The organism is Streptomyces sp. BBFR2 (assembly GCF_044497305.1).
In the GTDB taxonomy this organism is placed as follows: domain Bacteria; phylum Actinomycetota; class Actinomycetes; order Streptomycetales; family Streptomycetaceae; genus Streptomyces.
In genome coordinates, this window is sequence record NZ_CP172415.1 from 7,015,699 (window position 1) to 7,041,720 (window position 26,022).

The window sequence follows — 26,022 nt, forward strand, 5'->3', positions numbered from 1 at the left end:
ATAAGAAAGCGGTGCGAAGTAAACATGGCGGACCGATAATAAATTCGGAACATGTTTGCTACGATCCAACAATGGTCGCTAAGAATCAGCGGGTTGAGGCGCAAGGATCCGAGTCCCCTCTGACAATCCAATACATCGAAGGTACTGGCTGGCGAACCGGAGTGCTGGTGGATGCGTCCCCCGGCACGGAAGTGGCACCGGCATTGATGCCGACCCACGGCGAGTACCCGATCTATGACACTGCACTGTACGACGCGATGATGGCCGACGCGGAACGCAATTGGAGATTCCGCGAAGCGCTGGAGAAGCACGCGCGCGACCGTATCGTCCTCGACATCGGTACGGGCCCGGAGCTTTTCTGGGCGAGAGAGGGCCTGCGGTCCGGTGCCCGTCAGGTATTCGCCATGGAGGCGATGGAGAGCTCGTTCCGAACCGCGTCGCAGACCTTGGCGGGCCTCGCCGACGGGCACCGGGCCACGTTGCTGCACGGCGAGTCGACCGCGCTCGAAATCGAGCCCAAGGCGGAAGTGTGCGTGGCGGAGATCCTCGGCTCCCTCCCCGGTGCCGAGGGCGCGGCAGCCGTTTTCGCCGATGCGAAGCGACGCCTTCTGACGCCGGACGCGGTCATCGTTCCGGACCTGTGCCTGACGCAGGCAGCGGCAGTCAACTTCACCGACCTGTTCGCAGGCCGCGCACCGGCTTTCTCGGACGCGGCGCTACCGCAGCTCCAGCGGCTCTTCGAGTGGAACGGTGGGCCGTTCGACGTCCGGCTGCGAGTCGTGAACCCGGCGCGGCAGGCCGTCATCTCGGACAGCGCGCCGGTGGAGCGGCTCGAATTCAACGGTGACCTCCAGGTGGAGCAGGACGCCGACGTTCGCCTCACCATGACGCGGCCGGGCACGGTGGACGGTGTGCTCACCTGGCTGGTGATGCGCTGCCTCCCCGATCAGGAGCCGCTCGACGCGATGCGGGGCAAGACCAACTGGGCGTCGATCTACCTGCCGTTGTTCGACAACGGCATTCCGGTCGAAGCGGGTGACGTCATGAACCTGACCTTCCGCACCGTCTTGAGCGAAGACGGCATCCACCCGGAATACGACCTCACAGGAGAGCTGCACACCGCTACCGGGGTCCATCGCGCACGCCACTTCTCCCCGTACCGGAGCAACGCCGCGCACCGTCATCCGGTCTACCGGTCGCTGTTCCCCGAGTAGATCCGGCGTCCGCGCACCAGCAGCAGGCCGGCCCCGCCCTCGGAGCGGGGCCGGCCCGCTGGTGTACCGGTCGCACCATGGCGGGTGCACCGCGCCCGCCTCCCGTGGCGCCGCATCAAGGGCGGATTCCGCGCACCGCCTGCGACAGCGCGTCAACGGTCACGCCCACGATGGCCCGGAGCTGCGCCGGGCTCGCTCCGGCCCTGCTCATGACGGCGAGCGACTGGTTCACGGCCGCCGTGTGGACGGCGAAGGTCTCGGCGTCCCGGTCGGTCAGCCGGCCGGCCTTCAGCGCGGTGCGCAGGCGCCGGAGCTGGAAGCCGAGCGCCTGCTCGGTGTGTGCTGCGACGCTCGGCTTCAGCACGGGAAGGGCGATGGCCGACTGGGCGATCAGGCATCCATCCGGTAGTCCGGGATCGGCGATGCGGTCGAGGGTGACGTCGAAGAACGCGCGGATCGCGGCAACGGGTTCCGAGGCCGCGCACGCCAGGGCGGCGTCGTACTTCTCGCCGTAGCGCGCGGCGTAGCGATCCAGGCAGCGCAGGAAGAGCTTGTCCTTGTTGCCGAAGGAGGAGTAGAGGGAGCTGCGGTTCAGGCCGGTCGCCCGGGACAGATCGTCCAGTGAGGTGTCGGCGTAGCCGTCGCGCCAGAACTGGAGCATCGCGGCGTCGAGCGCCGTGTCCATGTCGAACTGCTTCTTGCCTGCCACGCGGCACTTCCTTGTCGATGCGTCGATGGTCCGGACTGCGTCGCACGCCATTCTATCTTGAACCGATCGGTTCAAGATGTGTTAGCTTTCCGGCGTGGCCCTGGTCAGGCGTGCCGCGTACTCCGCGACCGTGCGAGAAACACACCGCGTGGTTTCGGCCACCGCCGTCGGCCGGTCCGCCCGCCCCACCGCACGCCCGACACCGACGGAGGACCCCCGTGACCGGCCCGGCAACCACCGCACCGCATGGCTTCGACAGCAACCCCATCCGCGACCTGCCCCTCCAGCACCTGGCCGGATTCACGCACCGCTGGGTCGACGCGGACGGTGTCCGCCTTCACGCCGTCGAAGGCGGACGACCGAACGGCCCCACCGTCGTCCTGCTCGCCGGATTCCCGCAGACCTGGTGGGCCTGGCGCAAGGTGATGCCCGGCCTCACCCACCGGTTCCGCGTCATCGCGATCGACCTGCCGGGCCAAGGTCACTCGGAGCGTCCGGAGCGCAGCTACGACACGCACACGGTCGCCACGCACGTGCACGCCGCCGTGCGGGCTCTCGGCGTGCCGGCCTACTCCCTGGTCGCCCACGACATCGGCGCCTGGGTCGCCTTCTCCCTCGCCCTCCATTTCGGAGACCACCTGCGCGGGGTCGCTCTGCTCGACGCCGGAATTCCCGGTATCACTCTCCCGGAGTCGATCCCCACCGACCCGGAACGCGCATGGAAAACCTGGCATTTCGCGTTCCACACCGTGCCCGACCTGCCCGAGACCCTGCTCGCCGGCCGCGAACGCGCGTACGTCGGCTGGTTCCTGAAGGCGAAGGCGCTGTCTCCCGGCACGTTCGACGACGCCGAACTCGACCACTACGCGGCGGCCGTCGCCGCCGACGGCGGTCTGCGTGCTTGCCTGGCGTACTACCGGGACGCCGCGGAGTCGGCGCGCAAGAACCGCGAGGCGCTCGCGCGGCGGCACCTGACCGTGCCCGTCCTCGGAATCTCCGGCAGCCACGGCTCCGTTCCGGACATGGCCGCCGCCATCGGCCCGTGGGCCGACAACACCACCGGAATCGTCGTGTCCGACGCCGGACACTTCATCCCCGACGAACAGCCCGGAGCGGTCGCCGCGGCGATCACCGACTTCATCACCGACGGCGCATGACACCCGTCGAACCCGGCCGACCGCGCCGCCCGAGTCACGCGGAATTCGGGCCGCGCGTCAGGCGGTCGCGCGGGCGTAGTGGCGCGAGAAGGCCGCCAGCGGTTCGTCCTCCGCGTTCCACGGCCAGGGCGTCGCCACGCCGCCGGTGGCGCGCAACGCGGTCGCGGCATCGCTCGGTCGCGTGGCCTTGATCAGCGCGTAGGCCAGCAGATTCAGATCGGCGAGCGCCTGCGCGTGGCGGAGGAATCCGGGGCTCGGCCAGTAGTGGGCCGCGCGGTCGAGCATGGCGACGGCGTCATGGCGGCGCCAGAACTCTCCGGCGCCGAGGGCGTTCACCCCGCCGGAAGCCATGGCGCGCTGGTGGCTGCGGACGAGCGCGGTGAGCTCCAGGCCGGCCGCGGGGCCGTTCGCCGGCATGGCGCGGACGCTGTCGAGCAGGTCGAGCACCTGGCCGCTGGAGCCGCACTCGTCGGGCGAGAGGTACCCCAGCGCCTGGAGGTGGGCCTCCCGGTTCCACGGGTCACGCACCTTGATCTCGCGCCAGACCGCCGACAGTTCGGTGGACGGGCGGCGCTCCAGGCGCAGTGTCGCCAGGTACACCGTCCAGGGCGTGGGGTCGGCGGGCAGCAGTTCGGCGGCGAGCAGGCAGGACTTCCGGGTCGCGCCGAGGTCGACCGTGGAACCCTCCTGCCCGGCCTGGAGCAGATCCGACCAGGCGTGCAGCAGTACGGCGGACTGGCTGTCCGGATTGCGTTCCCGCCAGATGCCGGGCAGCGCCCGCCCCGCGGATCCCGCGAGCACCCTCAGGCGGTGCGCCTTGCGGTCCCAGTCCGCACCCGCGTCGTCCAGGATGTCCGCCATCAAGGCCATGACCGGCGTGTCCAGGGAACCGCGGTCCCAGCACGACTCGACGCGCCGCCGGACCTGCCCCAGGGCGGCGTCGTCGAGTTCGGGTAGCAGGCGGGCGTGACTGCCTTTGCGGCGTTTGAATACGGGCATTTCCGCGATGGCCTTCCCGAGGAGATACGGGCGGGACGAAGTTCCGGCATCGTACGGGCGCGGGTGCGCTGCGCAATGGGGAGCCCGTAATCCGAGACGTGTTCGGTGCCCAGGTACGTGCGGGAGTCGCGGAATTAACCTTGAACGGCATGTTATTTGGGCTTTCATGCCTTTAATTAAGGCTTGCCGGTATTGCTCGGGATCGCACCGTCCAGAGCATCGCGCGGTCAAGGAAGGCGCTTCCCAAGCCGCCGGACCGTGGCAGCGCACGCGCACACGAAGCATGCGTACACGAACGCGTTCTGCCGAATCGTGGCCCCGGGACAGTCGTTGCACCGCGGCGTACGGCTCGTGGCCGCGCTTTCGGGCCCCGGGCAGCGGGGGCGAGCAGGCCGTGAGCGGGGCGAGCGGGCAGTGTGGCACGGAGGTCTTCCCCGCTCGTCGTCCCTTGCCCTGGGTGATCGGGCTGTTGCCGGCCGGGGCTCGGCCGGCCCGGCATTCAGCCGGGCCGACCCGCAGCCCCTCGACGCTCAGTTTGATCGCGTGCCGCTCGCGGGAGAACCGCCACGCGCCCCCGCTCTCACGCGGGCAAGGCCCGCGGGAAACGCCCGTGGGCGAGTCCTTCGGCCCCCGCTGTATTTCCGGCCGCACGCAGAGGGCTGAAGCCGAAGTCGCGCTGGAGCTGCTCCAGTTGTCTTTCCGCGGTGGCCTTCACCTTCCCCGGGACATCCCCGAGTTCTTCGATCAGGCCCTCGTATATCGGAGTGTTGCTCCCGCTCACGTGTCCCTCGCATCTGGCGTTGCGCGTGCAATTGTTCATCTACGACGATCCGCAGAACTCAGGAGTGTACGGGGTGCCGGCTGCCGGGGCTGTTCCCGGCAGGCGCTACGCATGCCGGGACGGCCGCCGCGAAGGGACGGCGCACGGCGCGCCGCCGAGGCGCCAGGGTGCCCGATTCCTCGTGTGGCCTGCTGGGTTCCCCGGTCCCCGGCGACGTGCGCTCATGAAAGCCGACGATGCGGAAGCAGGCAGGAGAAGGACGCGACCCGACGCCGGACGACGTGTGCGGACAGCTCGACGCGAACACCGCAGGGGGCGCCGATCGGCCCTTCCCAGCGCGGGGAGCCCGGCCGTCGGCGCACTGGCAAACGCCACCGGCGGACGCCGGGCGAGCGGCTCGGCGTCCACGGACCTCCCGCCCCGTTGACGGCGCCCGTCATCGCCGGCCGTGCCCCGCGCCGTGTGACCGTTCAGGCGCCGCGGCCCGTGAGCAGGTCGCGGGCGCGGTCGACGAGGCCGAGGCCGGGGGCGAGGAGCTTGTTGGCGGGCGGGGTGCTGGGGGCGCCGGGATGCGGCCGGGTGGGGGCGGTGCGCTTCGCCTCGCGGACCTTCTCGCCCAGGAGTTCGCGGATGTATGGGTGGGTGGCGTCCCGGAGCTGTACGAAGAGGTTGTCCTCCTCGTCGCGGACGTGGCCGGCGACCTCTGTCCGCAGGGTGGCGACGAGGCGGTCGAAGCCGTCGTCATCGGGTGCCTTGCCCTCCAGTGTCTTCAGCAGTTCCTCGACCCGGGCGTGGTCGGAGAGCTCCTTGTCCGCCAGCGCGTCGCCGCCGTCGACGTGTTCGCGTACCGCGGGGTAGAGGTACTCCTCCTCGGCCACGGAGTGGCGCACCAGCTCGATGGTGAGGGTGTCGACGAGTTGCCGACGGCGTTCGCTGCCGCTCGGTGCCGCGGTGAACCGGTCGAAGAGTTCGTCCACCTCGCGGTGGTCGACCGTCAGTTCCTCGATGACGTCTCCGCCGTGGGACACGGTCACCACTCCTTCGCTGCAGAGCGCGGTCGTATGCGCAGGCGCCGCGCGGGGCCGAAGCGGCGCGGTGCGATGCGATACGCGCGCGGTACGCGCCGGCGGTGCGTGCGGCGGCGCCCGGGTGAGCCCCGGCGCTCGCGTGCGGCTCCCGTGCGGGCGCGGGCCCCTCCTCCACTGTGCGGCATCCGGCGAGCAGCCGCGACGGGGACGGGAGCGGCCCGGCGTGCAGGGCGGAGGCACGAGATCAGCCCTCGGGCCGTGCCGGGCACCCGCCCCTCGCCCGCCGGCCCCCGCACCGCCCGAGGGAGCGGAGAGGCACGCCGCGGCACCGCGGGCCGGGCGGCCGCTCAGGGGCCGGACGCCGGGGTGAGGGCGCGGAGCCGGGCGTCCAGCTCCCGCTGGTAGAAGTCGATGAACCCCTCGGGGTCGGGGCCGGCGTTCTGCATGACCAGGTGGTCGAAGCCGGCGTCGACGAACGGCTGCGCGACCTCGGTGTACCGCTCCGGGGCGGTCCCGCACGCGAACACGGAACGGATGTCCTCCTGGCGGACGGTGGCCGTCGCGGCCTCGAAGTTGGCGGGGTTGGGCAGTTCGCTCATCACCTTCCAACCGGTCACCGCCCACCGTGACGTCTCCCACGCCGCCCGCGCGGCGGTGTCCTCATCCGCGGCCCACGCCACGGGCACCTCGCCGTAGCGCGGGCCGTCGCCCCCGGCGGCGCGGAAGGCGTCGACGATCTTCCCCTCGGGCTCCGTCGCGAACAGGCCGTCGCCCAGCTCGGCCGCGATACGGGCCGAGAGCGGGCCGCCCGCGGCCACCGCGACCGGCGGCGGCTCGGGCGGCAGGTCGAAGACCCGGGCGTCGTCCAGCCGGAGGTACCGGCCGTCGTACGAGCGGTATCCGCCGCGCCACAGCAGCCGGATGATCTCCAGCGCCTCCCGGAGCCGCGCGTGCCGCTCCGGTACGGAGTTGGGGAAGCCCTCGCCGGTGACATGTTCGTTGAGCCGCTCACCGGAGCCCACGCCGAGGGTGAAACGGCCGCCCGAGAGCAGCGCGAGCGTCGCGGCGGCCTGGGCGATGACCGCCGGGTGGTAGCGGACCGACGGGCAGGTCACACCGGTGGCCAGCCGGATCCGCCCGGTCTTCGCCGCGATCGTGCCCAGTACCGTCCAGACGAACGGCGAATGCCCCTGGACGTCCAGCCACGGGTGGTAGTGGTCGCTCATCTCCACGAAGTCGAACCCGGCCCGCTCCGCGAGCACCGCCTGCCGTACCAGCTCATCCGGCCCGTACGCCTCGGCGGCCAGTTTGTAGCCGATCCGCACCGTCCTCATCTCCCTTCCGTGCCGTCACGCCCGGGCCACACCGGTGTGGCCCGGCTGTTCGCCGCACCCGCGCGCCGTGACACCGGCCCGGCGTGCGGCCCCTCGCCCATGGATCTCAGGACCGTCCCGTACGGCCGCCCCGGCGGGCGAGGGCGTGCCCGGTCCGGCTCATCACCGCGGACGGTGACCAGGCGCGCAGCGCCGCGCGGGCGGCGTTGGCACCGGGCGCGCCGTGCACCCCGCCGCCCGGATGGGCACCGGCCGACGCCGGATACAGCCCCTTGACGGGCGTCTCCGGCCGTCCCGTGCCGGGCACCGGACGGAAGACGAGCTGCTGGTGCAGGGAGGCCGTACCACCGTTGATCGCCCCGCCGCGCAGATTCTCGTCCAGCGCCTCCAGGGCGGGCGGGGCCAGCACCCGGCGCGCGCGGACGCGGGCGCGGAATCCGGGGGCGTACCGCTCCACCTGGCGCTCCACCCGGTCCGCCATGATCTCCTGCTCCGCCCGGTCCCACGACCCCGTCAGTCCGTCGCCGCCCGCGTCGCCGCGCACCCGCTGGGGTACGTGGGTGTACGCCCAGGCGGATTCCGTACCCGCGGGGGAGCGGGTGACGTCGGCGGTGGTCATCTGCCCGAACAGGCGCCGCGGTCGCTGCGGACCGCGCCGCCCGGCTCCGGCTGTGCCTCCACTACCTCGACCGCCCACCCGTCGTCCGCCAGCAGATTCGCGGCCACCAGACCGTTGGGACCCGCGCCGATGACCACCGCGTCGGGCATCGCTGCTCCCTCCTCCGCACCCGGAGGCCGGCTCATCGCCCGTCGCCGTACCCGGCGGGCACCGCCATGCCTCCCGCCGCCGTCCCCCGATGACCGGTGGCGCCGGTCGCCGGCCGTCGTTCCAGCGTAGGGCGGACGGCCGGACACGGCCGCCCGGGACGGCGAAGGCCCCGCGCTCCCGCCGTGCACAGGAACTTCCGGCCCCTGGGCCGTACGTGGGATCCAGGGCGCCCCGCTCCCGCGCGGCCACCGGTCGCGCCACGCGGAGAGGCACGGCCGCGTGCCGTGTTTGTCGCCGCCCGGGCCGACGTTGCCTTCGGTGCCGGCCTTCGCCGCCGCGGCGTCCTGCACCGTTGCTCCCTTCTCGCCGCGGCGCATTTCGGGCTGCTGCGGATTCTTCGGCACGTGTGTCACCTCATCCAGGGGGGCGGGGCCGTGCGCGGGCGTGCCCGGCGCACGGCGGCATTTCGCGGTTCGGTCCTGTCCATGTGCGAGCGTCCTTCGGCGTTCTTGCGCCCGGCCTCTTCGTAGCTGGTCGCGGGCGGGGCCCTGCGGCCCTCGCGGGAGCGTGCGCCGCCGCGTTGCACGGCCGATTTCCGGTCGCGGGGGGAGGCTCTGCCCGCGGTCTTCGCCTCATCGGAGCGGGCCCGTTCCTTGTTGGCGTCCGCGCGGCACGACGTCCCCGGACCCACCGCCGTGAGGGACCAGGGGCGATCAGCTCCACGCGGGGGTACCGCCTGACGCCGCACGGTGCGGCGGGGGACGCCGGGCCCTGCGGCTCGCCTTGCCCGCCCGCGCCGCTCGGCCCCCGGGAGGACGCCCGGCATCGGCAGCGGCACGGACCGCACCCCGACGGAGTACCCCGCGGCGCGCTGACCGGGCCCGCGAGGTCCCGCGTGTGAGCCTGGGGCCGGGTTCCCGGGCGGTGAGAGGTGGTACGCGGTGGCCCGATGGCTGTGGGCAGGGGGCGAACTCCTCTGCTGGTGGGCGGCGTTGACGCTGGTGTGGAGCGTGCTGGTCGGGACCCTGGACACCCTGGAGTGGCTGGTCGGCGCCGGGGCCGGCGCGGTGGCGGCGGTCGCCGCCCGCGGAGCGCGGCGTGTGGCCGGTGGCCGGTGAACGGCTGGACCGGCGCGGCCACCGCACTGCTGCTCTGCGGCGTGGCACCGGCCGCGTGGGGAGCGACCACCGGCCGGGTCCGCCGCCGGGTCCCCGCGCAGAATCTGACCTGTACGTCGCTGTGTCTGGTCTTCCTCCTGCTCGCCCAGGGGTTCCGCCGCCCGGCCTACACCGATACGGCGCTGGTCCTCTCGGTACTGGGACCGGCCGGCACCCTGCTCTATGTCCGGCTGCTCGCCGACGAGTTGGCGGCCCACCCACCGCGCGCCCGGGCATTGCGTCCGGTGACGGCGGTGAGCTACCTGGCGGTGCCGGTGGCGCTGCTGCCCTTGTGCTTCGCCGCCGGACCCGGCCGGGCCATGGTCAAACTCCTGCTCATCGGCGCCTTGTTGCTGCTCGGTAGCTGGAGTGCGACCCGCGCGGTGTCCGCCCCCGGCACCACCGGCCACGCGCTCGGCGGCCCGGAAGAAGTCAGGGGCGGCGATGTCTGACGAAACCAGGGGCGACGATGTCTGACGAGTTCCCCCTGCTGCTCGGAGTGGTGCTGGTGACCGTGGCGGGAACCTGCACCGTCCTGGTCCGCGACCCGGTGCGGCAGTCCTTCACGATGTCGGTGTTCGGCCTGGCCCTCGCCACCTTGTTCCTGCTGCTCCAGGCACCGGACGTCGCCCTCTCCCAGCTCGCGGTCGGCTCCGCGCTGACACCGCTGATGGTGCTGCTGTCCGTGCGCAAGGTGCGCCGCCGGGGCCGCGGCGACCGCCGGGAGGAACGCCGGTGACCATGCGGATGCGCCTGTGGGTGCTGACCGTCGGCGGCCTGGGCACCGCCGTGCTGTACCTGCTGGCCTGCCGCGACCTGCCCGCCTTCGGCGGGGCGTGGCACCCCTACGGCGACCGGGCGGTGCGCGCCGCGCTCGCCCGCCACACCGCCAACACCGTCTCCGCCGTCAACTTCGACCAGCGGGCGCTGGACACCCTCGGCGAGGAATCCATCCTCTTCGGTTCCGTCCTGGGCACCGTCGTCCTGCTCCGGCAATCACGCGACGAGGACCGGCTGCCGCCGCAACCGGTCCGGGTGGCGCCACCGGTGCGCCGCTACGCCCTGCCGGCGCTGCCCGTCACCTTGCTGATCGGGCTGTACGTCATCGCGCACGGCCAGCTCAGCCCGGGCGGCGGCTTCCAGGGCGGTGTGGTGGTGGCGACCGCGCTCCACCTGCTCTACATCGCCGTGGACTACCGGGCGCTGGAGCGGATCCGCCCGATCGGGCTGTACGAGGTGGCGGACGCCGCGGGCGAGGCCGGCTACCTCCTGCTGGGTGCGGCCGGGCTGCTGACCGGCGCGGCGTTCCTGACGAACGTCCTGCCCTACGGGACCTTCACCACCCTCGCGTCCGGCGGCACCGTGCCGCTGCTCAACGCCGCCGTCGGCGTGGAGGTCGCGGCCGGTGTGGTGGTCCTGCTGGCCCGCTTCCTGGACCAGGCCGTGGAGATCGAGGACGAAGGCCCCGGCCCGGCCACGGAGGGCGGAGGATGAGCGTGCTGCCGTACGCGAGCGCGGGGTGGCTGTTCCTGGCCGGCTGTTACGGGCTGGCCACCAGCCGCAACCTCATCCACGCCGTGGGCTGTCTGTCGGTCTGCCAGGCATCGACGTACGTCCTGCTGCTCGCCCTCGGCTACCGCCGGGGCGGGACCGCCCCGGTCTTCGGCGACATCGCCCCCGGCTCGCGCCCGGTGGTCGACCCCGTGGTCCAGGCCCTCACCCTCACGGACATCGTCATCGGGGCGACGGTCACCGCACTGCTGCTCTCCCTGGTCGTGCAGATCGCCAAACGCCACGGGACGGTGGACCCCGACGAGCTGTCGGAGCTGCGGGGGTGACCGTCGCGCGGCTCCTGCCGCTGATCGTGGCAACTCCGCTGTTCGGCGCCGCGGTGCTGGCCGGAGCGACCCGCCGGTTGCCGAGGCCCGCCGCCGAACTGCTGGCCTGTCTGTTCGCGGCGGGAACCGCGACGCTCGCCCTGGGCGCGACGGCGGCCACCTCGCCGTCCGTCGAGCGGCCCGTCGAGTGGGTGGGGGGCTGGCGCCCGCACCACGGGCGGAGCGTCGGCATCGTCCTGGCCGGGGACCGCATCGGCCTCGGACTCGCCGCCCTGGTCTCGCTGCTGGTGCTGGCGTCCCTCGCCTACGCCTGGCGGTATTTCGACGAGCCGCCACGGAGCCGGGCGGGCTCCTTCCCGGCGCTGGTACTGCTCTTCCAGGCGGGTATGTGCGGCTTCGCCCTGACCGGCGACCTGTTCAACGCGTTCGTCTTCTTCGAGCTGATGAGCGTGGTCGCCTACGCGCTGACCGGCTACCGCGTCGAGGAGGCCCGCGCCGTCCACGGCGGCCTGGTGTTCGGCATCGTCAACTCCCTCGGCGCCTACGCCACGTTGTCGGGCATCGCCCTGCTCTACGCCCGCACCGGCGAACTGGGCCTCGCCCAGACCGGCCAGGCCCTCGCCGCCCGGGCCGGCGGGCGCCCGGACGCTCCGGTGATCGCCGCCTTCGTGCTCGTCGTCGCCGGACTGCTCGTCAAGGCCGCCGCGGTGCCGTTCCACTTCTGGCTCGCCGACGCGCACGCCGTGGCACCTACCCCCGTCTGCATACTGCTGTCCGGGGTGATGGTCGAGCTGGGCGTCTACGGAACGGCCCGGGTGTACTGGACGGTCTTCGCCGGCCCCGGCGGAATTCCGGCGCCCGACGCGCACCGCGTCCTGCTGACCCTGGGCGCGCTGACCGCCGTCGCGGGCTCGGTGATGTGCTGGCAGCAGCGGCACCTCAAGCGGCTGCTCGCCTACTCCACGGTCGCGCACACCGGACTGTTCCTGATCGGCCTGGCGCAGCTCGACGCGGCCGGCGTCGGGGGAGTGGCCCTGTACGTGTCGGCCCACGCCGGGGTCAAGGCGGCACTCTTCGCCTGCGTGGGCATCCTGCTGGACCGCTACGGCAGCGTCGACGAGCGGGAGCTGCACGGCCGCGGACGGGAACTGCCGGGCGTGGGGGCGATGTTCGGGCTCGGTGGCCTCGCCCTTGCCGGGCTGCCGCCGTTCGGTACCGCGCTGGGCAAGGCGGTCACCGAGGAGGCCGCGGGAGGCTGGGGGACCGCGCTGTCCCTGGTGGCGTCGGCGGTCACCGGCGGTGCGGTGCTCCGGGCCGGGGGCCGGGTGTTCCTCGGCCTCGGATCCCGCCCGCCGGACGCGCCGGAGGAGACGACCGGAGAGGCGGAGGAGCCGGAGACCCGGGGCGGCTTGCTGTCCCGCATCCCCGATTCGATGCTCGCGGTGCCCGCCCTCCTGCTGACCGACGCGCTGGCGGTCGGGCTGGTCCCCGGCCTGCGCACCGCGGTCGGGCACGCCGCCGACGCCTTCACCGACCACCCCGGCTACCTCGCCGCCGTCCTGTCCGGCCGGCAGCTACGGCCACCCGCCACCCCCGCGCCGCAGTGGACGGCGGCCGGCGTGCTGTGGGGTCTGCTGGGCGCCGCCCTGGCGCCGGCCCTCGCCGCGCTGGCCGTACGGCGCCCCGCCGCCGAACCGGCCCGCTGGTTCACCCCGCTGCGCCGACTGCACTCCGGCCACGTCGGCGACTACGTCGCCTGGTTCCTGGCGGGCGTCACCCTCCTGGGCGTGCTGGTGGCCGGGGCGTAGCGTCCGGGGCGCCGGCGGACAGGAGGGTGAGGCCGCCGGGAAGCGGGCCGGTGACGGTGACCGGCTGCGCCGTCCGGCTCGTACGGCGGGCGCACCGGCGCTCCGCGTTCGGGTCCTGATCGCGTCCGGTACCGCTGCCACTCCGCGTCGGCACCCTGCTGACCAGGTGATATACGCCGACGGGAGGAGGCCGTCCAAGATCGCCCGGTTGCGGCGCGCGCCCCCTGGGGCAACGCGGCACGTCCGTGTGTGAATACGGACCGTCAGGTATCGCCCGCTTCTCCTCACGGACCCGACGAAAGGGCAGAGGCATGCCTTCAGCCATGCGCAGGACAACTCCAGGGCTGCGGCGGCCGGCCGCCGCGGCCGTCGCGCTGGGGAGCTGTCTGGCGCTCGCCGTCCCGGCGGGGCCCGCCGTCGCGGCGCCCGCCGAGCCGGTGCCGACCGTCTTCTACGGCGACTCCTACACCGCCAACTTCGGCATCGCTCCCGTGGCTGACCTGGACAAACCCAGGGGCTGGTGCTTCCGGGCGACGGAGAACCATCCCGCCGTCGCCACCCGGCGTCTGGCGGACAAGGGCATCACGCTCGACGTCCGGTCGGACGTCTCCTGCGGAGGCGCGCTCATCGACAGCTTCTGGAAGGAGCAGCAACTGCCCTTCGGCGCCGGGACGGTCCCGGCGCAGCAGGACGCGCTCAAGGCCGACACCAGGCTGGTCGTCGGCGGCATGGGCGGCAACACGCTGGGCTTCACCGGCATCCTCAAGCAGTGCTCCGCCAAGCTCCGGGAGCCCTCTCTCCTGCCCGGAGAGCCGGTGGACCCGGACGAGCCGGCGGGCGAGTGCCGGAACTTCTTCGAATCGGGAGCCGGGAAGGCATGGCTGGACAACCGGTTCCAGAAGGTCGAGCGCGAACTGGACGAGATGCTCCGGCGCATGAGCCGTCTCTCCCCGGACGCCGAGCGCGTCCTGGTCGGCTACCCCAGGCTCGTGCCCCAGGACACCGCCAAGTGCCTGACCCCGGCCCCCGGCCAGACGGAACTGCCGCTCGCCGACACCCCCGAGGACGCGCTGCCGTTCCTGGACCAGGTCGAAAAGCGGCTGGACGGCATCATGAAGAAGGCCGCCGCGGACGACGGCGCCGACTTCGTGGACCTCTACGACCACACCGGGAACAACACGGCGTGCGACGGCGCCGACCGGGGCATCGGCGGCCTGCTGGAGAACTCCGAACTCGGCCTCCTCGGACAGCCGGTCCCGTGGTACGCCCACCCCAACGGAAGGGGTCGCGACATCCAGGCCGCGCGCGTGGCCGCCGAGATCGAGGCGGTCCTCAACCGCTGACGGACCGCACAGCCCCGCGCCCCGCGCGAACGAAGCCCCCGGATTCCCGTATGGACCCGGAATCCGTATGGACGAAGCCCCAGGGCCCGTCATCGACCCTGGGGCTTCGCGGCGCGGCGGACTCCGGGGCTCCTACCTCGACCAGGCCGTCACGTCGGCGGCCCCGCCGGGCCCCGCGGTGACGTCGCCGTGGTACGGGACGGTGTCCGGACCGCCAGTCATACGGGGCAGGTGTCCAGCATCTCGTCCAGCTTGTTCTTCTCCGCCTCGGTGATGTTGAGGGTGTAGACGTACTTCACGTGGGTCCAGGCCCGTGCGTAGGTGCACCAGTAGGAGTGCAGCGGCGGGGTCCACTGGTCGGGGGACTGATCGCCCTTCGACCGGTTGGACGATGCGGAGACGGCCACCAGTTGCGGGTCGACGAGGTCGTTGGCGAACTTCTTGCGCCGCGTGTTGTCCCACTCGTCCGCACCGGAGCGCCAGGCGTTGGCCAGGGGCACCATGTGGTCGATGTCGAGCTGGCGGGCGACGGTGACGTCCTTGCCGTCGTAGACACTGGTCCAGGCGCCGGAGACGGCGCGGCACCGGTCGTCCTGGACGACGTCGCGGCCGTCGCGCTGCAGCACGACTTCGCGGGTGTCGCAGGCGCCGTACTGGATGATCCAGTGCGGGAACTTCGCGCGCGAGTAGCCGTCCATCGAGTGCGGCGCGGCGACGTTCAGCTCGCCGAGTTCCTTCCGTACGACGTCGGCCGACGGCGGCTGAGGAAGGTCCCGGCGCGTGGGCGCGGCGCCGGGCGCGTGACGGGCGGCGTGCGAGGTGGCGGAAGCGGAGGCGGAAGCCGTGGTGACGGGAGCGAGCAGTACGGTCGCGGTGGCCGCGGCCAGGACAACCTTCACGTGGATCGGGCGCATGCGTTCATCCCTCTCGACCGGCAGTGATGCGGGCAGTCAAGAGAGATAGCGGTCGGCGCACACGTGTGGTGATGTCCCGGGGCGGCATCACCCGGATGGCGGTCGGAAGTTCACCGCAGAAACGACGCACCGCCGCCGCGGTCCGCGCGTTCGTACGAGCCCGGCCTCGCCGTGAAGCCTGCTCGGGGCGACACCCCGGGAGGCTTCACGCGACCGGCGCGGACGGGCCCCGGGCCGGCCGTGCCCGGAGGCGGGTAACCGCCCGCCGGCCGTTCGGAGTCGGCGCTGCCGCGTGCCCCGTCTCTTCTCCCGCCGAGGCGAAGGGGGCGCGGGAGGGAAATGCTCGGACGGTGACGTTCGTTCAGTGGCGTGCTGGTGGGGTTTTCGGGGCCGACGGCCTCCGCCGGGCGAGGTGGCAAGCGGCGAGGCCGGGCAGGAGGTGTGTCCTGCCCGGCCTCGCCGGTGTCCTGGGCCCCGCCGCTCCGGTGGGGGAGCGGCTGTCCCCGGGGTCCAGGCGGGCTGTGTGTTCCGCCGGGACGATCGGATGACCGGGTGGATCAGTAGGCGGAGTTGACGTTGTCCATCGAGCCGTAGCGGTCGGCGGCGTAGTTGGAGGCCGCGACGATGTTGGCGACGGGGTCGGTGAGCGAGTCCTTGGTGCCGTCGACGTGGTAGGTGTCGAAGGTCGGCTGGATCACCTGGAGCAGGCCCTTGGACGGGCTGCCGTTCTGGGCGTTGACGTCCCAGTTGTTCTGGGCCTGGGGGTTGCCGCCGGACTCGCGCATGATGTTCTTCTTGACGCCGTCGTAGGAGCCGGGGATGTTCTTGGCGTCCATGACGTCGAGCGCGGTGCGGATCCAGCCGTCGAGGTTGTCGCCGTGCTCCTTCTTGCCCTGCTCGACCAGCTTGGCGACCTGCTGGGCGTCCCCGCCCTGCGCGTCCGCCTGGTGCGCCACGGTGGCGGCGGAGACGGCGGCGGGGGTGTGGGCGGGGGCCGGGGCGGCGTGCGCCGGGGTCGGGGCCAGGGTGGCGGCGGCCGCGGCGGCGCCGACGGTGGCGAGACCGGCGATCGTGTACTTGCGGAAGCGGGTGGCGGTGGTGGCAGTCATGGGGGTACCTCTCCATTCGGGGGACATCTCGTGGGGAGGCCGACAGAGGGTCGGCGGCACGCACGCGGCGGTGCGTGCTCGACGCGGCTGTCGCGTCGTGGGGCCGGGTCAGGCACGGGCGGATCTCTCGTCCGCCCGGTCCGGCGCTCGGCTCCCCGGTACGTCCACCACGTTGCGAGACGCCTGCTGCCCGGCGCAAACATGTGACCTACGACCGCGAGTAGCAGGAGGCGGCGGACGGGACCGCGTGGGGCGCTCGTGGTGCCGGTGTCGGCTACTACCGGGCTTCCGGTGTGACGGGGGTCCCGTGCCTGTCCTCACACCTTCATGGCAATTCGGGCGATATCGGACTACGCGGGGTGACCGGGAATCCGGTCCCGGTTACCGTCCGGCCGGGGTGTCCGGGAGGTGGTGGGTGTCGCCCGGTCGCTTCGTCCGGCCGGTGGTGCCGGGGCAGGCGCCCATCATGATCCTCGCGCCGGGGGAGCCGGTAGCGGGACGGCGGCAGGCAGGTCTTGGGACTGCCGGTGGTGCCGGAGGTGCGCCGGAGTCGTCCCGACGGAGACTCCCATCGATACATGCCTGTCCGGATGGTCGCCCGGACTCCGGTCGGGCCGCGGGCGCGCCGCCGTGGCCGGGCGCCGGGCCGGACCGTGGCCAGGGCGGGAAAGGCCCCCTGGGGTGGCGGTGACCGGTGTGCCAGGGTGGGGCGTATGACGTGGAACGGTGACGAATACCAGGCCCGGTTCGATCGGATGGCTGCCGCGGGGGAGGACGTGCACGGTGAGGCCGTGTTCGTCCGGGCCTTCGCGCCGGCGAGCGTGCTCGACGCGGGGTGTGGCACGGGGCGGGTGGCGGTGGAGTTGGCCCGGCACGGGATCGAGGTGACGGGGGTGGACGCCGACGCCTCGATGCTCGACACCGCCCGGCGCCGGGCGGCGGAGGTCCACTGGCACCGCCAGGACCTGGTCGGTCTCGATCTGGGGCGGACCTTCGACGTCGTGGTGATGGCGGGCAACGTCCCGCTGTTCACCCCGCCCGGGACGGAGGCCGACCTGGTGGCCGGGGCGGCCCGGCACGTCCGGCCCGGCGGCCACCTCGTCGCCGGGTTCTCCCTGGACCGCGGTTACGGCCTCGGCGACTACGACGCGCACTGCCGCGCGGCGGGGCTCGCCCTGGAAGCCAGGTACGCGACGTGGTCGCGCGAGCCCTACGCCGACGGGCCGTACGCGGTTTCCGTGCACCGCAGGGCCTGACCGCCCGCGGCGCCGGCGGTCAGGGCAGCGCCCGCCGGAGGGCGTCGGCCAGTTGTTCCGGGCAGTCGCGCAGCAGGTTGTGTCCGGCGGCGAGCGCCGCGGTCATGTGCCCGCCCGTCGTCAGAGCCGACCACGCCGCGAGGTCCGCCGCCGTGACGGTGTGGTCCTCCGTACCCCGGGCGGTGAGGATCGGCGCCGCCAACGGCGTCCAGCGGGCCGCCCCGGTGAGGTACTCGTGCGTCGCCCGGTAGTCGGCGCGCAGCGCCGGGGCCACCATCTCCAGGACGTCGGGGGCTTCGAGCAGCTCGGCGGGCAGGTAGCCGTCGGCGACGACCTGGGCGAAGAACTCCTCGTCGGGCAGGTCCCAGCAGCCGGCGGCCGTGCGGACGGCCGTCCCCGGCGCCTGCTGTGCCGAGACCGCGAGCAGCGCGGGGCCCGTGGGCTCCAGGGCACGGGCCGTCTCGTACGCGAGGACCGAGCCCGACGAGTGGCCGTAGAGGATGATCTCGGCGCTGTCCGCGTGGGCACGGATGGCGGTGGCCAGCCGGGCGGCCAGCGCCGGGAGGTCGTCGAGCGGCGCCTCGTCGAGCAGCGCCTCCCGGCCGGGCAGGCGGACCGCCACCGGATGCGGGTCCGGTCCCAGGGCGCGGCCCAGCGCCAGCACCGCGGCGACGCCCGCGCCCGCGTGCGGGAAGAGGTACACCACCCGCCGCGGCCGCCCGGCGGGCACGAGGTCCACCAGCCACTCTCCGCTCATCGCGCCGCCTCCCGCGCCACCCGGTCCAGGGCCCCGGCGAGGTCCCGGAGGTGGTCGCAGGCGGCATCCAGCAGGCGCTCCGCCCGGTCCGTGTCGTCCGCGTGTGCCAGCCGCAGTCGCAACTCGTCTCCTTCCGTGTGGGCGCTGAACTCCCAGTGGAACGGCCGGGGGTTGTCCGGCCCCCGATCGCCCCGGTCCGGCAACGCCGCCTCCGTCAGACCCACGCCGCCCGCCGCGCCCGCGAAGAGCGAACCGAGGGCACCCAGGTAGTTGACGCTCAGCCACGGCCGGTCCGCGCCTGTGGGAGGGGCGGCACCGTGGCCGTCCCCGGCGGCGTCCACGCGGGCCGCCCGGGCGGCGTCGAGCACCGTACGCGGATCGGCGTCCGGCGCCGCGGCGATCCGCACGGGCGCCAGCGCCGTGAACCAGCCCACGGTCCGCGACAGGTCCGCGCCACCGGCCTTCTCCTCGTCCCGGCCGTGCAGTTCGGTCACGGCGCGGACCGTGCGGCAGCCCAGTTCGGCGGCGACCGCGGTGGCCGCGGCGGCCAGGACGGCGTCGGCCGGGTGCGCGCCGCGTGCCCGTACACCGCCGAGCAGCCGCCCGGTCACCGACGGGCCGAGCGCGCGCTCGGTGACGCGGGTGGCGCCCTCGTACGTCGTGGGCGGCTCCCCGGGCTCCTCGGACTCCTCGGGCTCCCCGGGTGGAGTGCCGGGGGAGCCGGCCTCCTCGGCCTCCTCGCCGCCGTGGCCTCGGAGGGACCGGGCCCACCGGTCGTAGGTGACGGGCACCGGGGGCAGCCGGACGGGTTCGCCCGCCGTGCCGTGGGCGCAGGCCGTGCGCAGGTCGTCCAGCAGCACGCCCCACGACAGCACGTCCACCACCAGGTGATGTGCCGTCAGGACCAGTAGCCGCCGCTCCGACCCGGCGCGGATCAGCGTGGCGCGCAGCAGCGGGCCCGCGGCGATGTCGAAGCCCCGCCGGGCCTGGCCGATCGCGGCTCGGACGGCCGCGTCGCCGTCGCCGTCGGCGTCCTCGACGGCCACGGTCTGCGCGGTCGGATCGATGACCTGCTCCCAGCTCGTCCCGCGGTGGCGGAAGCGGTGGCGCAGGACGGGATGGTGGTCGGCCACCGCCCGTACGGCGTCCGTCAGCACCTTCGCGGACAGCGCCGGCGGTACGGTCACCGCGACCGACTGGTTCCAGTGGCCCGCGTCCGGCAACGCCAGTGCGAAGAACCAGCGTTGCACCGGGGCGAGCGGGAGGGACCGGCGCCGGGCGAAACTGGCCCGGACCGTGGTCGCGGCGGCGGCCGAGGTGGTGACCGCGGCCAGCGACCGGACGGTCGGGTGGGTGAACAGGTGGCGTCGGGTGACCTGGAGGCCCGCCTCCGCGGCCTTGGTGGCGATGCGTACCGCCTGCACCGAGTCGCCGCCCAGCGCGTAGTAGTCGTCGTCCAAACCGACGTGCGCGACGCCCAGCACCTCGCGCCACACGCGCGCCAGCGCCGCCTCGACCTCGGTCAGCTCCTCGGCGGGCGCGAACGCCCGCGGGCCGGTCTCCGGCTCCGCCGGCGACGTCCGCCGGGCCTTGCCGTCCGGTGTACGGGGCAACGACACACCGCACAGCAGCCGTTCGGGCAGCAGATGCGCGGGCATCGCACCGAGCAGCAGCTCCCGCAGCGCGCTCTCGGACACGCTCCCGTCCGTCTCCACCACGGCGACGGGCCCCTCCGCCCCGTCCGTGACCACGGCCGCCCGTACGGCGGGGTGGTGCCGCAGTGCGCACTCGACCCGCGCCGGGGCCCGGTGGTAGCCGTCCTCGGAGCGGATCTGCGCGAGCCGGCCGAGGACGACCAGTCCGCCGTCCGGGAGGAGGAGACCGGCGTCCCCCGTGCGCCGCACGCGGACGCCGGGGTCCGACGGGTGCGGGAGCGCCGCGTCCGGCCCCGGGGGACCGAGCGGCGCCGCGCGCTCCCCGGTGGCGGCGCAGATCTCCCCGGGCACGCCCGCCGGGCAGGCGCGGCCCCACGGGTCCACCACGCACAGGGCCGTCCCGGGCGCGGGCCCGCCCACCGGCACGATGCCGTCGGCCGGCTCCGCGTCCCCGTCGCCCACCACCTCCTCCTCGGCCAGCACGAGCCCCCACTCGGCGCCGCCGTACGTGTGCACGAGGCGGCCGCCCGGGGCGTGGGACCGCCACCGCCGTACGAGGTCCGTGCCGAGAGGTTCGCCGCCGACCACCAGCTTCCGCACCGCGGGGGCGGTGGAGCCGTCGAGGCGGGAGACGAGGAGGGCCAGTTCGGTGGGGGTGAGCGTGGCCACGGCGGCCTCCCGGCCGCGCGCCAGCTCCGTCAGCCGGACGTCGGGCGCGAGGGGCACCGCGGCATGGCCCGCCGCGAGGGTGGTGAGAAGTTCGCACGCGAGCCGGTCGGCCGCCCCCTGGGTCAGGAGGACCTCGCCCCGTTCGTCGTCGCGCACCGCGCCGGCCAGCGCCCGGTGCCCGAGCACCACGGGGCGGCGGGGCCCGGTCGTGCCGCTGGTGCGGACCACCAGCGCGGGATCCGGCAGGCCGCCGTGGCGCCCGGCCGGTGGCGCGGACAGGACCTCGACGGACACCGCCGTGGCGTCCGGGGCGTCCGCGCACCCCGCCGCGTCCATCAGCAACGCGGCCCCCACCTCGGACAGTTCGGCGGGCTCGGCGCCGTCCTCGCCCGTGAGGGGCGCACAGACCAGCCCCGCGCGCAGCACGCCCAGGCACGCGGCGGCCAGATCGGCGGCCCGTCCGGTCCGTACGGCCACCACGGCGGGCGGCGCCGTCCCGGCGTGCGCGGCGAGCGTGGCCGCCACCCGGTCCGCGGCCCGGTCGAGCGCGCCGTAGGTCACCGTGCCGGTCCCGTCGACGACCGCCGGTGCCTCGGGCTCCGTCGCGGCCCATCGGCGCACCCGGTCGGCGACCGGCTCGCCCAAAGGCGCCGCGGCGGGCCCGGGCAGGGCGGGGGACGGGGGCGCGACGGTGCCCAACGCGGCGTCCGGCGCGGCGAGCAGGGTGTCCACGAGGTCCGTGAAGCGGTCCGCGAGACCGGCCACCGTGGCCCGGGTGAAGAGGTCCGTGTCGTACTCCCAGGAGACCGCGAGCGCGTCGCCGTTCTCGGTCACCACCCCGGCCAGGTCGTAGACGGCCCCGGTGCGGGGCAGCGCGACCGCCTCCAGGGTCAGCGGCCCCAGGGGCACGCGGGCGCCGTCGCGGTCGGCGGTCAGCAGCGCGCCGAGGGGGCCCAGCGCGGGGTCGTGCGCGGTGTTCTGCCCGAACCCGACCTCCACCAGCGGCGCACGGCCCCGGTCGCGCTCCACGCCCAGCGGGCCCAGGAGCTGGTCGACGGTGACGTCGCTGTGGTCGAGAGCCGCCAGCAGCCGCTCGCCGACCGAGCCGACCAGGGCGGCGAACGACTGGCGCGGGGAGAGCCGCACCCGGTGCACCACGGTGTTGGTGAAACACCCCGGCACGTCGGCGAATTCGGGCCGGTCGCGGTTGGCGGTGTTCACCGCGACGGCGCTGTCGGCGCGCCCCGTGCGCTCGTGCAGCAGCACATGAAAGACCGCGAGCAGCACGGCGTAGGGCGTCGTGCCCGCGCTCCGGGCATGCGCGCGCACGGCGGCGGCCCGCGCCCGGCTCAGGTCCGTGCGCAGCGTCGCCCCGCGCTGCCCGCGCACCGCGGGCCGGGGCCGGTCGGTGGGCAGGTCCGCGGGCGGGGGCGGTGGCGTCAGCTCCCGCTGCCAGTGGTCGAGGCCGGCCGCGCCGCGCGGGGAGCGGGCCCGCGCCAGGGACCATGCCGCGAAGTCGGCGTAGCCGTGCGCGGGCGCCGGCAGATACGCCTCGTCGCCGGTGGCTTCCGCCGCGTAGAGCACCGCCAGCTCCCGCAGCAGCAGGACCGTGGACCAGTGGTCGGTGATCAGGTGGTGCTGGGAGACCACCAGCACCGGGCCGTCGGGATCCCCGGTGTGGAGCCGGACGCGCAGCGGCGGCCCGGCGGTCAGGTCGAACGGTGCGAACGCCGAACGGGTCAGCTCCTCGCGGGGCGTGCGGCCCCCACCGGGCGCCCCCGGCACGACCGCGAAGTCCACCCGCGCCTCGGCGGCCACCCGCTGCACCGGCGCCCCGTCGCGCAGGGGGAAGGAGGTGCGCAGCACCGGGTGCCGCTGGGCCAGCGCCGTCCACGCGCGCCGCAGTGCCGCCACGTCGCAGCCGCCGGCCAGCCGCGCGGCGACGGCCACCACGTAGGCCGATCCGCCCAGATGGAGCTGGTCGGCGTGCCACAGCGAGAGCTGGTTCGGGGCGAGCGGGAAGTGACCGTCGGCCGGTCCGCGCGGCACCGGGTCGGCGTCGTCGCCCGGCCCGTCGAGCCGCCGGGCCAGCTCGTCGGCCACCTCCCGCAGCGGGCGGGGGCCCAGCAGGACGGGCAGCGGCAGCCGTACGCCCAGCTCCGCGTGGACGGCCGTGCGCAGCCGCAGCGCGGCCAGCGAGTCCACACCGGTGGACCGGGCCGGGGCGTCCGGGGCCACCGCCTCGGGCGCCGTCCCGGCCACCTCGGCCACCGCGCGGCGCAGATGGGCGAGGGCCGCGGCGCGCCGCCGCTCCGGCGCCAGCGCCGCCAGCCGCTCGCGCGCCCCGGAGTCCGGGCCGTCCCCGCCGTCCGCGAGCAGCGCGGCCAGCTCCGTGCGGCGGACCTTGCCCAGTCGGGTGCGCGGAATACCGGCCACCACGCGCACCCGTTGGGGCACCGCGCGCGCGGGCAGATGGCGCGCGCAGTGGGCGAGCAGCGCGGCGGGGTCGGCCCGGGCGCCGTCGCGCGGGCGGACCGCGGCCACCAGCAGCGCGCCCCGGCCGGGCAGCGGCACCCCGGCCACGCCCGCGTCGGCGACCGACGGGTGGGCGGTCAGGACGCGTTCGACCTCGACCGGATTGACCTTGTGCCCCCCGGTGTCGATCAGGACGCGGGAGCGCCCGACGACGGTCAGCCGGCCGTCGGCGTCCAGGCTGCCCAGGTCGCCCGTGCGGTGGTGGCCGCTGCCGGGATCGGTGACGACGGCGGGTCCGGACACCACGATCTCGCCGGTGACACCCGGCGGCAGCGGAGCGCCGCTCTCGCCGACCACCTCGACCCGTACACCGTCCAGCGGGGTGCCGACCGTGCCGGGGGAGGGGGCGGCGCCGACGTCCCAGCAGACGCTGCCCGCCTCCGTGGACCCGTAGGTCTGGCGTACGGGGAGGCCGAAGCGGGCCGTGAAGCGGCGCGCCACGGCGGGGTCGAGGAAGTTGCTCCCGGACAGGCACAGGCGGACCGTGTCCAGCTCCACCGGCACGTCCGCGGGCAGGTCGGCCAGGGCGTCGAAGAGCTGGGGCACGGCGATCAGCAGCGTGACGCGGCGCCGGGCCAGCGCCGCCACCACGGCGTCCACGGCGGAGGCGCCCCCGCCCCGGTCCGTGAGCACCAGCGTGGCGCCGGACCGCACCGCCGCCAGCAGACAGCAGAACTGCCCGAGCGCGTGGAACAGCGGCACCGGGCAGAGCAGAACGTCCCCGGCGGTGATCCGTGCCGTCGCGGTGATGTTGCCCGCCTCGGCGACCTGGTGGGCCTGCTCGCGTACGACGCGCTTGGGCTCGCCGGTGCTGCCGGAGGAGAGCGCGGTCACCCACGGGCCGCCCGCCCGCGCGGGCCGGGGCGCGCCCGCCGGGGGCCGGGGGAGCGGCTCGTCCACGCACAGGACCGGGCGGTCGGTGAGCGTGGCCACCGGGTGGCCGGACGCGGTGACGACGACGGCCGGGCGGCTGTCGGCCAGCCGCCGCCGCAGTACCTCCGGTGGCTGGTCCGGATCGATGGCCTCCACCGTGCAGCCGGCCGCCGCCGTGGCGAAGTAGGCGACCGCGAACTCGGGCCGGTTGTCCAACGCCAGCAGCACATGCGTCCCCGGGGAAGCGCCCCGGGCGGCCAGCGCCGCGGCGAACCGGGACACGTCCGCCGTGAGCTGACGGTAGGTCAGGAACCGCTCGCCCTGGACGACGGCCGTCGCGCCGGGGTGGGCGGCCGCGGTGGCCTCGATCATGTCGAGCACGGGGCTTGCGCTCACCGGATCTCCTCCGTCAGTCGCCGGGCGAGCCGGGCAGGGGTGGGATGAATGAACACGTCGCGCGCGGTGACCCGCAGTCCGAGCCGCAGGCCGATCTCGGTCACCGCGGTCACCGCGCGCGCGGAGTCACCGCCGTGCAGGAAGAAGTCCGCGTCGGCGGTGAGGCCGCTGACCCCCAGCACCCGCTCCCACACCCCCACCAGCGCCTCCGGCGTCGGCGCCGGGTGGGCGGTGCCGGGCCGGGCGGCGAGCAGGGCCCGCCGGTCGACCTTGCCCGACGGGGTCGTGGGCAGCCGGTCGACGGTGTGCACCTCGGACGGCACCATGTGGGCGGGGAGCGTCCGGCGCAGATGGGCCAGGAGCCCGTCGGTGTCGCCGCCGCCGTGGCCCGGGAGCCATTCCACGAAGCACACCAGCCGCTCCGCGCGCCCCGCGGCGTCCGTCGGGGCCGCCACCGCCGCCCGCCGGACCGCGGGATGGGCGCCCGCGGCGGTCTCCGCCTCGCCCAACTCCACGCGCTTTCCCAGCAGTTGCACCTGATCGTCGAGGCGGCGCAGGAACTCCAGGTCGCCGGAGGGCAGTTCGCGGACCAGGTCACCGGTGCGGAAGCAGCGCTCCCCGTCCACCTCGACGAACTTGCGCGCGGTCCGCTCGTCGTCGCCGAGATAACCGATGCCGACGGTCGGGCCGCCCAGGTACAGCTCGCCCGGCGTCCCCGGGGCGACCGGCCGCCCCGCCTCGTCGCGGACGCGGGCCCTGATGTGCGGCAGCGGCCTGCCGATCGGCGGCAGTACGCCGTGGTCGGGCCAGGCGGACACCTCGCAGAACACCGCCCCGGCCACCGTCTCCGTCGGCCCGTACTCGTTCAGGACGCGGCTGGGGAACCCCGGCGGCGGGTAGGCGGCGAGGCGCTCACCGCCGGTGCGGATGAGCCGTACGTCGCCCAGCTCCGCGCCGTCCAGGGCGAAGACCGACTCCAGCAGCAGCGGCGGGATGTAGGTCTGGGTGATCCGGTGCGCGCGCAGCCAGTCCACGAGCGCGCGGGGCGAGGCGCGGTCGGCGTCGGACGCGATGTGCACCGACGCGCCGGTGGTCAGAAACGGCCACAGCTCGTCGATGGTGACGTCGAAGCCCGGTGAGCCGAGTTGCGCCCCGCGCTCCCGCGGCGAGGCACCGACCAGCCGCGCGTACGCCGCCACGTAGACGTCCAGCGCGGCGCGGCTGATCAAGGTGCCCACCGGCGTCCCCGTCGAGCCCGAGGTGAACAGGCAGTAGGCGGGGTCCTCCGGGCGGGCGGCCCGCGGGCGGGGGGCGGCGGTGTCCGCGGGCGGCAGCGCGCCGGGCCGCACCGCGCGGACACCGGCGTCCCGTGCCAGCTCCGCGTCGTCGGTGAGCAGCACGGCCACCGCGGCGCGGTCCAGCAGCAGACGCAGCCGGTCCGGCGGCTGGGCGGTGTCCAACGGGGTGAAGCAGGCGCCGGCGAGCAGCACGGCGAGTTCGAGCACGAACAGCTCCGCGGTGCGGGGCAGCACCAGCCCCACCCGGTCCCCGGGCCGCACGCCGAGCGCGGTCAGCGAATCCGCCGCCGCACGGGCACGGGCCCGAAGTCCGGCGTAGGTCAGGCGGGTTCCGCGGTGATCGGTCAGCGCCACGGCGTCCGGGGTCCGGCGCGCCTGGCGGGCCACGGCGTCCAGCAGATCCATCGCTACCTCTCTCTACGG

20 protein-coding genes and 1 pseudogene are annotated in these 26,022 nt (G+C 74.5%); 10 read left to right on the forward strand and 11 right to left on the reverse strand.

What is annotated here, in order from left to right; translation table 11 throughout:
• The first annotated feature begins 71 nt into the window (after positions 1-71).
• On the forward strand, positions 72-1,214 hold the full coding sequence (locus ACGH2B_RS29115; protein ID WP_399096361.1) for a class I SAM-dependent methyltransferase: 1,143 nt from the start codon (positions 72-74) through the stop codon (positions 1,212-1,214).
• 115 nt (positions 1,215-1,329) lie between these two features.
• On the opposite strand, the gene ACGH2B_RS29120 is transcribed toward ACGH2B_RS29115, so the two are convergent.
• Positions 1,330-1,923 (reverse strand): TetR/AcrR family transcriptional regulator, encoded by a 594-nt coding sequence (locus tag ACGH2B_RS29120; protein ID WP_399096364.1) that lies wholly within the window; start codon positions 1,921-1,923, stop codon positions 1,330-1,332.
• Between the two features lie 218 nt (positions 1,924-2,141).
• Between ACGH2B_RS29120 and ACGH2B_RS29125 the strand changes: the two genes are divergently transcribed.
• Positions 2,142-3,080: an alpha/beta fold hydrolase gene (locus tag ACGH2B_RS29125; protein WP_399096367.1), complete on the forward strand. Its 939-nt coding sequence runs from the start codon at positions 2,142-2,144 to the stop codon at positions 3,078-3,080.
• A 57-nt stretch (positions 3,081-3,137) separates the two neighbouring features.
• On the opposite strand, the gene ACGH2B_RS29130 is transcribed toward ACGH2B_RS29125, so the two are convergent.
• From ACGH2B_RS29130 to ACGH2B_RS29150, 5 genes and pseudogenes are all read right to left on the reverse strand, one after another.
• Positions 3,138-4,079, reverse strand: a complete 942-nt coding sequence (locus ACGH2B_RS29130; protein WP_399096369.1) for a hypothetical protein — start codon at positions 4,077-4,079, stop codon at positions 3,138-3,140.
• Between the two features lie 1,251 nt (positions 4,080-5,330).
• A complete protein-coding gene (locus ACGH2B_RS29135; protein ID WP_399096372.1) occupies positions 5,331-5,888 on the reverse strand; it encodes a hemerythrin domain-containing protein in 558 nt (185 codons plus the stop codon).
• Positions 5,889-6,235: 347 nt separating this feature from the next.
• A complete protein-coding gene (locus tag ACGH2B_RS29140) occupies positions 6,236-7,213 on the reverse strand; it encodes a TIGR03557 family F420-dependent LLM class oxidoreductase (protein WP_399097398.1) in 978 nt (325 codons plus the stop codon).
• 115 nt (positions 7,214-7,328) lie between these two features.
• Positions 7,329-7,877, reverse strand: a pseudogene (locus ACGH2B_RS29145) (phytoene desaturase family protein); the annotation flags it as partial.
• Positions 7,838-8,368: an NAD(P)-binding protein gene (locus ACGH2B_RS29150; protein WP_399097400.1), complete on the reverse strand. Its 531-nt coding sequence runs from the start codon at positions 8,366-8,368 to the stop codon at positions 7,838-7,840. The pseudogene ACGH2B_RS29145 and the gene ACGH2B_RS29150, both read right to left, overlap by 40 nt.
• 564 nt (positions 8,369-8,932) lie before the next feature.
• Here ACGH2B_RS29150 and ACGH2B_RS29155 point away from each other — a divergent pair.
• From ACGH2B_RS29155 to ACGH2B_RS29185, 7 genes are all read left to right on the forward strand, one after another.
• Positions 8,933-9,109, forward strand: coding sequence for a hypothetical protein (locus tag ACGH2B_RS29155; protein ID WP_399096375.1), 177 nt, complete (start codon positions 8,933-8,935; stop codon positions 9,107-9,109).
• Complete coding sequence (locus ACGH2B_RS29160; protein WP_399096378.1) at positions 9,106-9,600, forward strand: monovalent cation/H+ antiporter complex subunit F; 495 nt, start codon at positions 9,106-9,108, stop codon at positions 9,598-9,600. Before ACGH2B_RS29155 ends, ACGH2B_RS29160 begins: the two co-directional genes overlap by 4 nt.
• Positions 9,601-9,617: 17 nt before the next feature.
• Positions 9,618-9,887, forward strand: coding sequence for a hydrogenase subunit MbhD domain-containing protein (locus ACGH2B_RS29165; RefSeq protein WP_399096381.1), 270 nt, complete (start codon positions 9,618-9,620; stop codon positions 9,885-9,887).
• Positions 9,884-10,642 (forward strand): MnhB domain-containing protein, encoded by a 759-nt coding sequence (locus tag ACGH2B_RS29170; protein WP_399096384.1) that lies wholly within the window; start codon positions 9,884-9,886, stop codon positions 10,640-10,642. Before ACGH2B_RS29165 ends, ACGH2B_RS29170 begins: the two co-directional genes overlap by 4 nt.
• Entirely contained in the window at positions 10,639-10,986 is a 348-nt protein-coding gene (locus tag ACGH2B_RS29175) for a sodium:proton antiporter (RefSeq protein WP_399096387.1), read from the forward strand. Before ACGH2B_RS29170 ends, ACGH2B_RS29175 begins: the two co-directional genes overlap by 4 nt.
• Positions 10,983-12,794 carry a complex I subunit 5 family protein gene (locus ACGH2B_RS29180; RefSeq protein ID WP_399096390.1) on the forward strand — a complete coding sequence of 604 codons (1,812 nt, stop codon included), beginning with the start codon at positions 10,983-10,985 and terminating at the stop codon, positions 12,792-12,794. Before ACGH2B_RS29175 ends, ACGH2B_RS29180 begins: the two co-directional genes overlap by 4 nt.
• Positions 12,795-13,105: 311 nt before the next feature.
• Entirely contained in the window at positions 13,106-14,137 is a 1,032-nt protein-coding gene (locus tag ACGH2B_RS29185; protein ID WP_399096393.1) for an SGNH/GDSL hydrolase family protein, read from the forward strand.
• 218 nt (positions 14,138-14,355) lie between these two features.
• Here the strand turns inward: ACGH2B_RS29185 and ACGH2B_RS29190 are convergent, their stop codons facing one another.
• Positions 14,356-15,051 carry an HNH endonuclease family protein gene (locus ACGH2B_RS29190; protein WP_399096396.1) on the reverse strand — a complete coding sequence of 232 codons (696 nt, stop codon included), beginning with the start codon at positions 15,049-15,051 and terminating at the stop codon, positions 14,356-14,358.
• Between the two features lie 557 nt (positions 15,052-15,608).
• A complete protein-coding gene (locus ACGH2B_RS29195) occupies positions 15,609-16,160 on the reverse strand; it encodes a transglycosylase SLT domain-containing protein (RefSeq protein ID WP_399096398.1) in 552 nt (183 codons plus the stop codon).
• A gap of 713 nt (positions 16,161-16,873) precedes the next feature.
• On the opposite strand from ACGH2B_RS29195, the gene ACGH2B_RS29200 reads away from it, so the two are divergent.
• Positions 16,874-17,416 (forward strand): class I SAM-dependent DNA methyltransferase, encoded by a 543-nt coding sequence (locus tag ACGH2B_RS29200; protein WP_399096401.1) that lies wholly within the window; start codon positions 16,874-16,876, stop codon positions 17,414-17,416.
• 19 nt (positions 17,417-17,435) lie between these two features.
• On the opposite strand, the gene ACGH2B_RS29205 is transcribed toward ACGH2B_RS29200, so the two are convergent.
• Genes ACGH2B_RS29205 through ACGH2B_RS29215 form a run of 3 tightly spaced genes read right to left on the reverse strand, consistent with a single transcriptional unit; the run spans position 17,436 to position 26,004 of the window.
• On the reverse strand, positions 17,436-18,173 hold the full coding sequence (locus tag ACGH2B_RS29205; RefSeq protein ID WP_399096404.1) for a thioesterase II family protein: 738 nt from the start codon (positions 18,171-18,173) through the stop codon (positions 17,436-17,438).
• Positions 18,170-24,301 (reverse strand): condensation domain-containing protein, encoded by a 6,132-nt coding sequence (locus tag ACGH2B_RS29210; protein ID WP_399096406.1) that lies wholly within the window; start codon positions 24,299-24,301, stop codon positions 18,170-18,172. Before ACGH2B_RS29210 ends, ACGH2B_RS29205 begins: the two co-directional genes overlap by 4 nt.
• A complete protein-coding gene (locus ACGH2B_RS29215; protein ID WP_399096409.1) occupies positions 24,298-26,004 on the reverse strand; it encodes a non-ribosomal peptide synthetase in 1,707 nt (568 codons plus the stop codon). Before ACGH2B_RS29215 ends, ACGH2B_RS29210 begins: the two co-directional genes overlap by 4 nt.
• Between the last annotated feature and the right edge of the window lie 18 nt (positions 26,005-26,022).

Coding starts and splice junctions, on each gene's coding strand:
- ACGH2B_RS29115 (WP_399096361.1), top strand. CDS start 72: ATGGTCGCTAAGAATCAGCGGGTTGAGGCGCAAGGATCCGAGTCCCCT.
- ACGH2B_RS29130 (WP_399096369.1), bottom strand. CDS start 4,079: ATGCCCGTATTCAAACGCCGCAAAGGCAGTCACGCCCGCCTGCTACCC.
- ACGH2B_RS29150 (WP_399097400.1), bottom strand. CDS start 8,368: ATGCGCCGCGGCGAGAAGGGAGCAACGGTGCAGGACGCCGCGGCGGCG.
- ACGH2B_RS29165 (WP_399096381.1), top strand. CDS start 9,618: ATGTCTGACGAGTTCCCCCTGCTGCTCGGAGTGGTGCTGGTGACCGTG.
- ACGH2B_RS29175 (WP_399096387.1), top strand. CDS start 10,639: ATGAGCGTGCTGCCGTACGCGAGCGCGGGGTGGCTGTTCCTGGCCGGC.
- ACGH2B_RS29185 (WP_399096393.1), top strand. CDS start 13,106: ATGCCTTCAGCCATGCGCAGGACAACTCCAGGGCTGCGGCGGCCGGCC.
- ACGH2B_RS29190 (WP_399096396.1), bottom strand. CDS start 15,051: ATGCGCCCGATCCACGTGAAGGTTGTCCTGGCCGCGGCCACCGCGACC.
- ACGH2B_RS29195 (WP_399096398.1), bottom strand. CDS start 16,160: ATGACTGCCACCACCGCCACCCGCTTCCGCAAGTACACGATCGCCGGT.
- ACGH2B_RS29200 (WP_399096401.1), top strand. CDS start 16,874: ATGACGTGGAACGGTGACGAATACCAGGCCCGGTTCGATCGGATGGCT.
- ACGH2B_RS29205 (WP_399096404.1), bottom strand. CDS start 18,173: ATGAGCGGAGAGTGGCTGGTGGACCTCGTGCCCGCCGGGCGGCCGCGG.
- ACGH2B_RS29215 (WP_399096409.1), bottom strand. CDS start 26,004: ATGGATCTGCTGGACGCCGTGGCCCGCCAGGCGCGCCGGACCCCGGAC.